This is a genomic window from Ruegeria sp. ABD4_443, assembly GCF_056160865.1.
The window spans coordinates 14965-27084 of sequence record NZ_JBSWYA010000006.1 but is presented as its reverse complement, the minus strand read 5'-3'; the positions used below and the strand labels follow the sequence as shown (position 1 = coordinate 27084).

The following is a 12120-nucleotide window of genomic DNA, read 5'->3' as shown; positions in this document are numbered from 1 at the left end:
ATCCCATGATGCGCGAGATCCCCGACGCGGCAAGCGGTCTTCTCAGCTATTTCACCCGGCACCGGACAGTTGCCAACCTGCTGTTGCTGGTGATGCTGGTGCTTGGGTTTGCCGCAGTGCCCAATATGCGGGCGCAGTTCTTTCCCGACGTGGTGCTGGAACAGGTCAACGTCGCGGTTTCATGGGACGGGGCGGGCCCCGAGGATGTGGACAATGGCATCGTTCAGGTCCTTGAGCCGGCGCTGTTGGCGGTCGAGGGGGTCGCAAGCACCGAAGCGATCTCGCGCGAGGGATATGCGCGCATCGAGCTGGAGTTCGAGCCGAACTGGGACATGTCGCGCGCCGTCGAAGAGGTAAAGACCGCCGTTGACGGGGTGTCCAACCTGCCCGATGACGCCGAAGAGCCCGTGATCCAGCGGTCCGCCTGGCGCGACCGGGTGACGGATGTCGTGATAACCGGCCCGATCGCGCCCGGCCAGCTGGCGAATTTCACCGACGAGCTGATCAACCGCCTGTTTGCCGCAGGTGTCACCCGAACCACGATCCGCGGATTGGCCGCGCCCCGCATTTCGGTCGAGGTTCCGACGGCCCAGTTGATTGCCAATGACATCACCCTGGCCGAAGTCGCCTCGGCCATCGCGGCCGAAGTTACCGCGAACCCGGCGGGGGATGTTTCAGGCGCCAATGCCCGGATCAGGACAGGTGTCGAAAAGCGCACCCCCGAAGAGATCGAGCGCATCACGCTGCGCAACTTTGCGGACGGGTCCATGCTGCTGGTTGGTGACGTGGCCCGGATCACGGTCCAGGGTGTCACCCGCAACCGCAGCTATTTTGTCGGGGACAACCCGGCCATGTCGGTGCGGGTCGACCGTTCCAATCAGGGGGATGCGATCGACATCCAGCACACGGTCGAAGACGTAGTTGCCGACATGCAGGCCAGCCTGCCCGAGGGGATCACGATTGACCTGATCCGCACGCGGGCCCAGGCCATCACCGATCGCCTGAATATCCTGGTCGACAATGGCCTGGTCGGGCTTGGGCTGGTCGTTTGCCTGTTGTTTCTGTTTCTCAATGCCCGCATCGCCTTTTGGGTGGCTGCGGGTATTCCGGTGGCGATGTCGGCGGCCGTGGCTTTCATGTATGTCGGCGGGCTGTCGATCAACATGATCTCGCTATTCGGGCTTATCATAACGCTTGGTATCGTCGTGGATGACGCCATTGTCGTGGGCGAGCATGCCGATTTCCGCGCCCGCCGCCTGGGCGAGGCGCCCGTAGTCGCCGCAGAACGCGCCGCCCGGCGCATGGCCATGCCGGTTTTTGCCGCCACCATCACGACGGTGATTGCCTTTTTCGGCCTGACCTTGGTCGATGGGCGGTTCGGCGAGTTGATCCGCGACATTCCCTTTACGGTCATTGCGGTCCTGATCGCATCGCTTATCGAATGTTTTCTGATCCTGCCGAACCACATGGCCCATGCCATCAAGCATTCGGCAAAAGAGCACTGGTACGACCTGCCGAACCGGGTCGTCAATCGCGGCTTCCGGTGGGTGCGTGACCATCTCTTCCGCCCGCTTGTGGCCTGGGTCGTCTGGGCGCGCTACGTGGTGGTTGCCTTTATGGTCGTCATCCTGGCCAGCCAGATTGCGCTGTTCATCCGTGGTGACGTGAACTGGCGGTTCTTCAATGCGCCCGAACGCGGATCGGTGACCGGCAATTTCATCATGGCCGAAGGCGCCACCCGCGCCGATACGCTTGAGATGATGCATATTCTTCAGGACGCGGCCCAGAACCTTGGCACGATCTACGAAGAGCGCCACGGCCGAAACCCGATCGACTATGTCCTGGCCGAGGTTGGCGGCTCTGCCGGGCGCGGATTGTCGGCGGCCGAAGGCAAGGATGACGACTTGCTGGGCAGCATCTCGATCGAGTTGATCGATGCCGACCTGCGCCCCTATTCCAGTTTCGAGTTTGTCGGAGAGTTGCAGGATTTCGTCCCGCGCCATCCCAAGGTCGAGGTTCTCAGTTTCCGGGGCTGGCGCTCGGGGCCCGGTGGGGATGCAATTGATGTTCAGCTGTTTGGCGCGGATGTGAACGAACTGAAGGCCGCGTCCGAAGACCTGCGAACGGCCCTGTCCAAATACCCCGAGGTTTCGGCGCTTGAGGACAACCTGGCCTATGACAAGGAAGAATACATCCTTGATCTGACGGCCCAGGGCCAGGCGCTGGGTTTCACCATCGAATCCTTGGGCAACGTGTTGCGGAACCGGCTGAACGGGATCGAGGCGGCAACCTTCCCCGACGGGCCGCGCAGCGTCGAAATCAGGGTCGAACTGCCTGAAACCGAATTGACGGCGGATTTCCTGGAACGGACGCTCATGCGGACGCCCGACGGGATTTTCGTGCCATTGGCCGATATTGTTTCGGTCGAGCGCAAGTCGGGGTTTTCCACCGTGCGGCGTGAAAACGGGGTTAGGGTCATTTCGGTAAACGGGGACATATCCGAAGATGACCCCGCGCGTGCCGCCGAGATCGGTCGCGCCTTGCGCGAAGAAATCCTGCCCGACATCGCCATCGAGCGGCAGATTGAGTTCCGCCTGGCCGGGCTGAGCGAGCAAGAGGACGAGTTTCTGTCGGAATCGCGCGCCGGTTTGATCCTGTGCCTGACCGGTATTTACCTGGTATTGGCCTGGGTTTTTGCCAGCTGGTTGCGGCCGATGGTTGTCATGGCGATCATCCCGTTCGGGTTGGTGGGCGCTATCTGGGGCCATTACCTGTGGGACGTACCGTTAAGCATGTTCTCGGTCGTCGGCCTTTTGGGCATGACGGGCATTATCATCAATGACTCGATCGTGTTGGTGACGACGATTGACGGGTATCAGCAGGAACGCGGCCTGGTGCCGTCGATCGTGGAAGGAACAGCCGACCGGTTGCGGCCGGTCATGCTGACCACCCTGACCACGGTGCTGGGGCTGACGCCGCTGTTGTACGAAGGGTCGCAACAGGCCCAGTTTCTGCAACCCACAGTGATCACGCTGGTCTACGGTTTGGGTTTCGGGATGATCCTGGTCCTGCTCTTGGTGCCTGCATTGCTGGCAATCCTGCATGACCTGTCGCGCCCGATGACTGCGATGCGGCGCGCCCTGCGCGCGCCCGACCGTGTGGTTCAGGCCGCGGTTGGGGCAACGGGCTTGCTTCTTTTGGCCTGGCTGGTGACGACGATGGTCTGGCCATTTGTCACCGGCGCGCCTGTATCGGTACTGGCGGGGCTGTATCCCGGTGCGGATGGCCTGTCGGCCTTGCGCATGGGGCTGGGCGTGTTCGCCATGGGGGCGGTGCTGATCGTTGCGGTTTCGGTCGGGGTGTCCAGCCTGCTTTATGCACGGCTTTCCGGGCGCGCCGGGGCCTGACCGCCTTCGGCACGCAGGGCCTGCTCCAAGAGATCGGGAACCCGGGCGCTCATCTGCAGGTCGCCGTCAAGGATACGATCAACGGCAAACCATTGCGCGGCCTGCGCATCGTCACCCGCGACGGGGACGCCGGACAGGTAACGGCACGCGACACCAACCAGCAGGTAATGGGCACCGACCTCTCCGCTTTGGTCCCGGAGCAACAGGTCCAGGTTGCCAAGAAATTGCAGCGGCTGCGCCCGGATGCCGGTTTCTTCGTGCAACTCCCGCGCTGCGGCCTCAAGCACTGTTTCGCCCCATTCCACATGGCCGCCGGGAAACCCCCACAGCCCCTTGTCGGGCTGCTTGCTGCGTTGCACCAGCAGAACCTGCGCGTCGTGCAGAACCACCGCCAGAGCACCGATTTTCGGGGAACGGTTCACCGGTTCAACCCGCAGCGCATCCGCGAATGTCCACCGCGTGCCGGGCCCCGAGGACCGTGATCCTGACGTCAGAGCGGTCCAGCGCAAATGCGCCCCCCGCCGCGCTTATGACCTCGGACCGTGCGATCAGCGTGTCGCCGTTTCTGCGGGTCTCGGGTTGCGATGCCCACAGGCCCGGATTGCCGGGCTCGATCACGGCCAATTCCTCGCCGCCGGCCGGGGGCATGACGATCCGCGCTTCGATCTGCATGCCGTCGGCGGTCGGAGACAGGCGGCATGTGGCCGAGGCAACACCTGCCTCGCGCGCCGAAAACGGGCGCTGGGCAAGGGCCGCCGCGATTGCGGGATGACGCCCGGCATCCGCGTTCAGGGTGTGATCGAATGTCAGCTGTCCGGGCACGCAGACATCCTTGCAGACGCCCAGATCAACCTCGCCGCGCAAGCGCACGGGTTTGGCGGGGTTTCGCGGTGAAATCTCGATGGGTAACACAAGTTGATCCGCATAGCCGATGGACCGCAGGCCGTTTTGGTCGAATACGTGCGGCGCAGGCCAGGTAATCGACACCTCGCCGACATTGCCCGACGCGCTCCAGTCGAATTGCGGCGGAATGCCCGCATCGCCGGGCGCGCGCCAATAGGTTTTCCAGCCATCCGCAAGAGTCAGTCGAATGGCCCCCAGATAGGTCCCGCTGTCGGATTTCCCGCCATCCAGGACATCCAGCTGCACAAGCCCCTCGACCCCCTGCGCCATGCCCGGCACGGCCAGGCACAGCTGTGTCGCAAGGGTTGCGGCGATGTGTTTCCAACGGTTGTTCATGACCTATAAATGCGCCCTGCGACCCCGAATGCCAAGTCACGTTCGGTTCACCACGCTGAAATCTGCGGAAATCGGCGCTGATCCCTTGCCAAGGGCGGGTCGGCGGGGCCATTGTTGAACGGCCCACGCAAGAGGTTTAGGCACATGAACCTGACCGGAAAACTTCTGATCGCGATGCCCGGCATGGGCGATCCACGCTTTGACCATTCGGTGGTTTACATGTGCAGCCACGGAGATGACGGCGCGATGGGCCTGATCGTCAACAAACCCTCCGATCTGCGCGTCAAGGTCTTGCTGGGCCAGCTCAACATTGCGTGCAGCATTCCCGTAGTCGGAGAACGGCTGGTGCATTTCGGCGGGCCGGTCGAGATGTCGCGCGGGTTTGTCCTGCACAGCTCGGATTACGAGGCCAATTTGCACTCGTTGCAGATCAATGACGGGTTCAGCATGACGGCGACGCTGGATGTTCTGGAAGACATAGCGGCCGGGCAGGGGCCGCTGAATTCGATGCTGATGCTTGGTTATGCGGGCTGGGGCCCCGGTCAGCTTGAGGACGAGATATCTATGAACGGATGGCTGACGACCGACGCTTCGCCCAAGCTGGTCTTCGACGTGCCCGACGACGAAAAATGGGAAGCCGCGCTGGCAACGCTTGGGGTCGATCCGCTGACATTGTCGGCGGATGCAGGGCGCGCGTGACCGCGTGACTAGGTATCGCGCGGCGCGGCTGCGCGGCGCAGGCGGTCGTTGATCGCAGCACCCAGCCCGTGATCGGGAATCGGGCTGATCGCAATCGGGCGGGCGGTCTGGTCCAGCCGGTGCAGGCAGGCAAACAGGTTCGCGGCGGCCTCAGACAGGTTTCCGTCCCGCGACAGGTTCATATCGCATTCGACCGGACCAAAACCCAAGAGGATCTCGTCGCCTTCGGGCGCGGCGGCGTTCAGGCGCAAAGGCGCGTCAGGGGCATAGTGGGATTGCAACTGTCCCGGTGCCGACAAGGGATCACCGGCGCTGTGGTGGTGCAGCTTTTTGCCCAGAACGGTCTCGATCCGGTCCAGCGCAACCCCTCCGGGGCGCAGCAGCGCCGGTTGGCCCGCAAGTCCGACGATTGTGGATTCCAGCCCGACACCGCAGGGCCCGTCATCCAGGATGGCTGATATCCGCCCGTCCAGACCGGCGCGGACATGATCGGCGGTGGTGGGGCTGATGCGCCCCGACGGATTGGCGGACGGAGCCGCAACCGGGCCATCAACCGCATTCAGCAAAGCCCGCGCAGTCGGATGGGCCGGAACCCGCACCGCCAGCGTATCCAGCCCCGCCGTCACCAGCGAAGACACCCCGTGACCGTCGCGCAGGGGCAGGACCAGCGACAGGGGTCCGGGCCAGAACGCGCGGGCCAGACGCTCGGCCTCGTCCGTCCATTCGACATAACACTGCGCCGCCTCGGCCGAGGCGACATGTGCGATCAGCGGGTTGAAGCTGGGCCGTCCCTTGGCCGCATAGATCGCGGCGACCGCCTGCCCGTTGCGGGCATCCCCGCCCAGGCCATAGACGGTTTCGGTGGGGAACGCGACCAGCAACCCCTGCCGCAAAAGATCAGCAGCCTGCGCAATACCTGCCGGCGTGGCCGGCAAATTCTGGGTGCGGTATGGGATCATGGTTGGTGACGCCGCGTTTTGGTTGATTGCAACATGGGGACGGGTAGGTAATCGTGCGAGCCCAGATGAATACAGGCGCGGGATACGGATTCCAAGCCCACGCATCCATTTCGACAGTTAGCCGAGGGATATCATGCCATTTCGCGCCCCAGTTTCCGATTACGAATTTCTGCTGAACAACGTGATCGGGTTCAAAGATGTAGCCGCCACCGAGCGTTTCTCGGAGGCCAGCCCGGATGTGGTCAGCGCGATCCTGACCGAAGCCGGCAAAATGTGCGAAGAGGTCATGGCCCCGTTGCAGCGCCCCGGCGACCTGCAGCCTGCGCGGCTTGAAAACGGTGTGCTGCGGACATCGCCCGGATATGCCGAAGGTTGGAAAGCCATTGCCGAAGGCGGATGGATCGGGATGAGCGGAAACCCCGAATACGGGGGCATGGGGCTGCCCATGACCGTCACCACGGCCGTGAACGAGATGATGAGCGCGGCGTGCCTGTCGCTGCAGCTTGCCCCGCTCATGAGCCAGGGCCAGGTCGAAGCCCTGGAGCATCATGCCAGCGACGCGCTGAAGGACCTGTACCTGCCCAAGCTGATGTCGGGCGAATGGTCGGGCACGATGAACCTGACCGAGGCGCAGGCCGGGTCCGATGTTGGCGCGCTGACATCCAAGGCCGTGCCCAACGGCGACGGAACCTATGCGGTGACCGGGCAAAAGATCTTTATCTCGTGGGGCGACAACGATTTCTGCGAAAACATCTGTCACCTGGTGCTGGCCCGTCTGCCGGATGGCGTACCGGGCACCAAGGGGATTTCGCTGTTCCTGGTTCCCAAGTTCATCCCCGATGAAAACGGCAATCCGGGCGTGGCCAATGACCTCAAGGTCGTATCCCTGGAACACAAGATGGGCCTTCACGGCTCGCCGACCTGTGTGATGCAGTATGACGGCGCAACGGGCTGGCTTGTGGGGAAAGAGCATGGCGGGATGGCGGCCATGTTCACGATGATGAACAATGCGCGGCTGGGTGTCGGCGGGCAGGGCGTCGGTACGGCCGAGGGGGCCTATCAGCACGCCCTGGCCTATGCGCTTGAGCGCAAGCAGGGCAAAACCCCGTCGGGGACGATCATCGACCATGCGGACGTGCGCCGGATGCTGCTGGAGATGCGCGCCGACACTTTCGCGGCCCGTGCGATCATGCTGGCCAACGCCCAGGCAATTGACATGGCGCTGGCCACCGGCGATGCGGAATGGTCGGCGCGTGCGGCGCTGCTGACGCCGATCGGCAAGGCGTTCGGCACGCAAACCGGCATGCGTGTTGCCGAAACCGGGCTGCAGGTGCATGGCGGCATGGGCTATGTCGAGGAAACCGGAGCGGCGCAATATTACCGCGATGTCCGCGTCACCGCGATCTACGAGGGAACCAACGGCATCCAGGCCATGGACCTTGTGGGGCGCAAGATGATGGACGGGGGCGAGGCCGCCTCGCGCCTGCTGGACGAGATCGAAGATCATGCCGAACGTGCGCGCGCAACAATGCCCGAACTGGCAGGGCCCGTATGGGAAGCCACCGAAACCCTGCGGGAAGTGACCGAATGGCTTGTGGCACAGGACGACATGGCCGACCGTTTTGCCGGTGCCACCTCTTATCTGGGGGGCTTTTCGCGGGTTCTGGGGGGGCATTATCACCTGACGGCGGCTTTGGCCGATCCGACCGGGCCGCGCGCCAAGCTGGCCCGGTACTATATCAACGCGCTGCTGCCCGAGTATGCGGGCCTTCTGGCGCGGGCCCAGGCGGGGGCGCATGACCTGTTCGCCCTGGACATTGACGAGCTGGCGTCCTGATGGATGGCATGACCTCTGCGGCGATCCGCCATCCATGGTCCGACCCGCCCGAGGCCGGTTGCGCGGTCGAGGTCGCCGAGGGTGTCCTGTGGCTTCGCCTGCCGCTGCCGATGGCGCTGGATCACGTCAATGTCTATGCGCTGGATGACGGTGACGGTTGGACGATCGTCGATACCGGGCTGTCGTCGAAAAAGACCCGCGCGATCTGGCAGACCCTGTTGGACGGACCGCTGAAGGGCAAGCCGGTTACCCGGGTCGTGGTAACCCACCACCACCCCGATCATGTCGGAAATGCCGGATGGTTTCAGTCGGAACACGGTGCCGAGCTGGTGGCCAGCCGGACCGCCTGGCTGTTTGCCCGCATGCTGACCCTGGATGTTCAGGACAGCTGGCCCGGCGAAACCATCGACTATTACCGCAGCGCGGGCATGGCGTCCGATGTTCTGGCCAAACGGATGGCCGAGCGCCCCTTCAACTTTGCCGACGTGGTCTATCCGATGCCGCTGGGCTTTTCCCGGATCAAGCAGGGTGACGTTATCCGGATGGGTGGCCGCGACTGGGACGTTCACATGGGCAACGGCCATGCGCCGGAACACGCAACATTCTGGAGCCGCGACGACAATCTTGTGATCACCGGCGATCAGGTTCTCAGCTCGATCAGCCCCAATCTGGGCGTCTATGTCACCGAACCGATGGCCGACCCCGTGGCCGAGTGGTTGGATGCCTGCGAACGGCTTGAGGCGCTGGCCAAACCGGATCACCTGGCCCTGGGCGGGCACAAGCTGCCCTTTGGCGGTCTGCCGACGCGGATGCGCCAGTTGATCGACAATCACCACGGCGCGCTTGCCCGTCTGCTTGACGATCTGGGCACCCCGAAATCGGCCGCCGAGTGTTTTGCTCCCCTGTTCAAGCGCACCATACGCGAGGGTGAATATGGTCTTGCGCTGGTCGAAGCGGTTGCACATGTTAACCATCTTTACCACATTGGGTCGGTGACCCGGACGCGACGCGCGGACGGGGCTTGGGTGTATCAGCGCAAAGGGTAGGGACAGAATGCAGGACAAGATCGAAACCTCTGCCGAGGCCGCCGAGGCCGCCGCCCTGCCCAAGTGTTATGAGGTTCATGCCGGTCAGGACGGACAGTCCGGCACCAAGGTGCTGCCTGCGAATATGCAGCAACCGGTGGCCAGCAAAAGCCCGGCCCAATGGGCCTATGAACGGTTGATCCTGTATATCCAGAATTTCGAAAAGACACTGGATGCCAATCACGAGGTCGCCATGGGCTTTACCGGCGGGGATGCCGGGGTCATGCGGATCGAGGGCATGGGGTATTTCGACCCGGATGTCATCACCTTTTACGGATCGGACGCCACCGGGGCCAGGACACAACTGGTGCAGCATGTCAGCCAGTTGAACGTGATGCTGCGCGCCCTGCCGAAACCGGTTGAGGACAAGCCAGCCAACCGCATCGGATTTCGCCTGGCTGGCAACCTCGACGACGGCTGACGTCGCATCTTGCAATTGAGGCCCGCGCGGCCTTGAATGGCACAGCCATTCAGGAGGATGCCGTGTGAGCTATTTTTCAACCGTTACAAGCGCCTATGCTGGTGCGTGGTCACGCCGGCGGGTCTTTGTGCCCATCTATATCGCGGTGCGCCTGCTGCTGGTCGCGCTGATTGCGCCCGGCGTGGCGGTTGCCGTGAATCTGGCGGTGTCGCTGTCGGATCAGGCGGCGCTGACCGATCAGGACATTGCCATGTTCATCCTGTCTCCGGCGGGGTTCTGCGCCGCGGTCCTTGTGGCAAGCCTGTTCCTGCTGGCCGAGGTTTTCGTGTTCTCGGTGATGGCTGGTTCGCTCAGAATGCACGAGCCTGACCCGTGGCGCGCAGGTGGTTCGGCCCTGCGGCTGATCCTGTCGCGGCTTCCGGCCTTGTTCGGCTTTGCGCTGCGTTTCATCCTGCGGGTGTTGGTTCTGGCGCTGCCCTTTGCCGCCGTGGCGGCGGCCATCGCATGGTGGGCGCTGACGGAATACGACATCAACTACTACCTGACTTTTCACCCACCTGCCTTCAAGGTGGCGGTCGTGTTGATCGGCCTGGTTGTGCTGGCGCTGGCATGGGTGTTGATCCGCCGCCTGTCGGCCTGGGCACTGGCCTTGCACCTGGTGTTGTTCGAACGCTGCGCGCCATCAGCGGCATTCGCCGAAAGCGCCCGACGCATGGAGGGCAGGCGCGGCCGCCTTAAGCTAGAGCTTGTCCTTTGGCTTGGGCTGCGTCTGGCAATTGCGGCAGCGATTGCCGCCGTCGCCAGTGGATTGTTCGCGCTTGTTCCCCTGCAACAGGGCGCGAACCTGAGGCTGGCGCTGGCCCTCAGCCTGGGCGTTGCGGGCCTTTGGTCGCTGGCCGGGCTTGTGTTGGCGGCGCTGGCGCTGGGCGCACTGGCCGTGCTGCTGGACGGGTTCTTCAAGACCGACGATGCGCGTATTCCCCACCCGGACCCAAAGAACCTGCGAGCGCCGCTTTTGGCCACCGTTGCGGCGGCTGCGGTCGCCGTTGTTGTCGGTATATGGTTCGGTCAGGACTTGCTGGAAAGGGTCCAGGCCCCCGATCATGCGGATGTGATCGGTCACCGGGGCGCCGCGGCGCTGCGGCCGGAAAACACCATGGCATCCGTGATCAAGGCAATTGAAGACGGCGCGGACTGGGTCGAGATCGACGTGCAGGAAACCGCGGATGACGTTGTCATCGTGGCCCATGACAGCGATTTCATGAAGCTGGCCGGTGTCAACATCAAGGTTTGGGACGCAACGATGGAGGATGTCGCCCAAATCGACATCGGCAGCTGGTTCGACCCCCAATATGCGTCGGAACGCAGCCCGACATTGCGGGATGTCCTGGCTGCGGCCAAGGGGCGCGCAAAGGTCATTATCGAGCTGAAATACTATGGCCACGACGTCGATCTGGAAAACCGCGTTGCAGCGATTGTCGAAGAATTCGGGATGCAGGACGATATCGCGACGATGTCGTTGAAATACCCTGCGGTGCAAAAGATGAAAGCCTTGCGCCCGGATTGGCGGGCCGGGGTTCTGGCGGCCACGGCGGTGGGCGACCTGTCGGGTCTGGACGGAGATTTCGTGGCGGTGAACGCGGGCATGGTGACGCCCGGACTGATCCGGTCGGTTCATGAGGCCGGAAAAGACATCTATGCCTGGACCGTGAATGACCCGCTGCAAATGTCCTCGCTGGCGTCGATGGGCGTGGACGGCCTGATCACCGACCACCCGGCAATGGCGCGCGAGGTTTTGCGCGTGCGCGCCGGGATGGGGCCTGCCGAACGGTTGCTGCTGTGGCTGGCAACGGCCTTTGGCCTGTCTGTCGATACCGAAGGGATGCGTGATGACAGCCCGTAACCTGACGCTTGCCCTTGCGGCCTGCCTGGGATGCGCCGCGTCCCCGGCCCCGGCGCAGGATGTTATGCGCAGTATCGAGATGCCGGGGCACCGGGCCCTGATGAACGATATCGACCCGTCCACATTGTCACCCTTTGAAACCGATGGTTGTTCGGGTGGCATGTCGGCCAGCTGGCAAGTGGTGGCGGACACGTTCCCGGGCTTTGCCGAACTGTACGAGGCCCACCCCCCGTGGGAGGGCTGTTGCGTGATCCACGACAGGGCCTATCACAATGCCGCAGGCGCGCAGGATGCAGACGACAGCTTTGATGCCCGCCTGCACGCCGATCAAGAGCTGCGCGCCTGTGTCCGGGCGCATGGTGACACACATGCCGACGACTATGCTGTCCGGTATGATATGACGCCCGACCAGATCCGCTCGGCCCATTCCATAACGGCCGAGGCCATGTATATGGCGGTTCGGTTCGGCGGGGGGCCCTGCACGGGGCTGCCCTGGCGGTGGGGGTTCGGGTATCCCGGATGCTCGGTGTTCGCATCGGGTGGCCCTGCGCGCGAATGACGTCGTGACAG

The 12120-nt window shown here is 63.5% G+C and carries 10 protein-coding genes; 7 read left to right on the top strand and 3 right to left on the bottom strand.

Features of this window, described 5'->3' with window-relative positions; genetic code table 11:
• Positions 1 to 5: 5 nt before the first annotated feature.
• Positions 6 to 3407: an efflux RND transporter permease subunit gene (locus tag ACXAG8_RS12655; RefSeq protein ID WP_475225538.1), complete on the top strand. Its 3402-nt coding sequence runs from the start codon at positions 6 to 8 to the stop codon at positions 3405 to 3407.
• Here ACXAG8_RS12655 and ACXAG8_RS12650 read toward each other — a convergent pair.
• Both ACXAG8_RS12650 and ACXAG8_RS12645 read right to left on the bottom strand, forming a co-directional pair.
• Positions 3374 to 3829: an NUDIX hydrolase gene (locus ACXAG8_RS12650; protein WP_475225531.1), complete on the bottom strand. Its 456-nt coding sequence runs from the start codon at positions 3827 to 3829 to the stop codon at positions 3374 to 3376. The genes ACXAG8_RS12655 and ACXAG8_RS12650 overlap by 34 nt on opposite strands.
• 4 nt (positions 3830 to 3833) lie before the next feature.
• Positions 3834 to 4646, bottom strand: coding sequence for a protein-disulfide reductase DsbD domain-containing protein (locus tag ACXAG8_RS12645; RefSeq protein WP_475225527.1), 813 nt, complete (start codon positions 4644 to 4646; stop codon positions 3834 to 3836).
• A gap of 144 nt (positions 4647 to 4790) precedes the next feature.
• Between ACXAG8_RS12645 and ACXAG8_RS12640 the strand changes: the two genes are divergently transcribed.
• Positions 4791 to 5345 (top strand): YqgE/AlgH family protein, encoded by a 555-nt coding sequence (locus ACXAG8_RS12640; RefSeq protein ID WP_475225524.1) that lies wholly within the window; start codon positions 4791 to 4793, stop codon positions 5343 to 5345.
• A gap of 8 nt (positions 5346 to 5353) precedes the next feature.
• Here the strand turns inward: ACXAG8_RS12640 and ACXAG8_RS12635 are convergent, their stop codons facing one another.
• A complete protein-coding gene (locus ACXAG8_RS12635) occupies positions 5354 to 6304 on the bottom strand; it encodes an L-threonylcarbamoyladenylate synthase (RefSeq protein ID WP_475225521.1) in 951 nt (316 codons plus the stop codon).
• Between the two features lie 133 nt (positions 6305 to 6437).
• Between ACXAG8_RS12635 and ACXAG8_RS12630 the strand changes: the two genes are divergently transcribed.
• The 5 genes from ACXAG8_RS12630 to ACXAG8_RS12610 all read left to right on the top strand — a co-directional run bounded on the left by ACXAG8_RS12630 (position 6438) and on the right by ACXAG8_RS12610 (position 12109).
• Positions 6438 to 8141, top strand: a complete 1704-nt coding sequence (locus tag ACXAG8_RS12630; protein WP_475225518.1) for an acyl-CoA dehydrogenase — start codon at positions 6438 to 6440, stop codon at positions 8139 to 8141.
• Positions 8141 to 9187, top strand: coding sequence for an MBL fold metallo-hydrolase (locus tag ACXAG8_RS12625; RefSeq protein ID WP_475225511.1), 1047 nt, complete (start codon positions 8141 to 8143; stop codon positions 9185 to 9187). Before ACXAG8_RS12630 ends, ACXAG8_RS12625 begins: the two co-directional genes overlap by 1 nt.
• A 7-nt stretch (positions 9188 to 9194) precedes the next feature.
• The gene (locus tag ACXAG8_RS12620; protein WP_475225508.1) at positions 9195 to 9647 is read left to right on the top strand and encodes a DUF6173 family protein; all 453 of its coding nucleotides are present in this window, start codon (positions 9195 to 9197) and stop codon (positions 9645 to 9647) included.
• Positions 9648 to 9711: 64 nt separating this feature from the next.
• Entirely contained in the window at positions 9712 to 11550 is a 1839-nt protein-coding gene (locus ACXAG8_RS12615) for a glycerophosphodiester phosphodiesterase family protein (RefSeq protein WP_475225505.1), read from the top strand.
• Positions 11537 to 12109: a hypothetical protein gene (locus ACXAG8_RS12610; protein WP_475225499.1), complete on the top strand. Its 573-nt coding sequence runs from the start codon at positions 11537 to 11539 to the stop codon at positions 12107 to 12109. Before ACXAG8_RS12615 ends, ACXAG8_RS12610 begins: the two co-directional genes overlap by 14 nt.
• Positions 12110 to 12120 lie beyond the last annotated feature (11 nt).

Coding starts and splice junctions, on each gene's coding strand:
- ACXAG8_RS12610 (WP_475225499.1), top strand. CDS start 11,537: ATGACAGCCCGTAACCTGACGCTTGCCCTTGCGGCCTGCCTGGGATGC.
- ACXAG8_RS12630 (WP_475225518.1), top strand. CDS start 6,438: ATGCCATTTCGCGCCCCAGTTTCCGATTACGAATTTCTGCTGAACAAC.
- ACXAG8_RS12640 (WP_475225524.1), top strand. CDS start 4,791: ATGAACCTGACCGGAAAACTTCTGATCGCGATGCCCGGCATGGGCGAT.
- ACXAG8_RS12620 (WP_475225508.1), top strand. CDS start 9,195: ATGCAGGACAAGATCGAAACCTCTGCCGAGGCCGCCGAGGCCGCCGCC.
- ACXAG8_RS12635 (WP_475225521.1), bottom strand. CDS start 6,304: ATGATCCCATACCGCACCCAGAATTTGCCGGCCACGCCGGCAGGTATT.
- ACXAG8_RS12645 (WP_475225527.1), bottom strand. CDS start 4,646: ATGAACAACCGTTGGAAACACATCGCCGCAACCCTTGCGACACAGCTG.
- ACXAG8_RS12625 (WP_475225511.1), top strand. CDS start 8,141: ATGGATGGCATGACCTCTGCGGCGATCCGCCATCCATGGTCCGACCCG.
- ACXAG8_RS12655 (WP_475225538.1), top strand. CDS start 6: ATGATGCGCGAGATCCCCGACGCGGCAAGCGGTCTTCTCAGCTATTTC.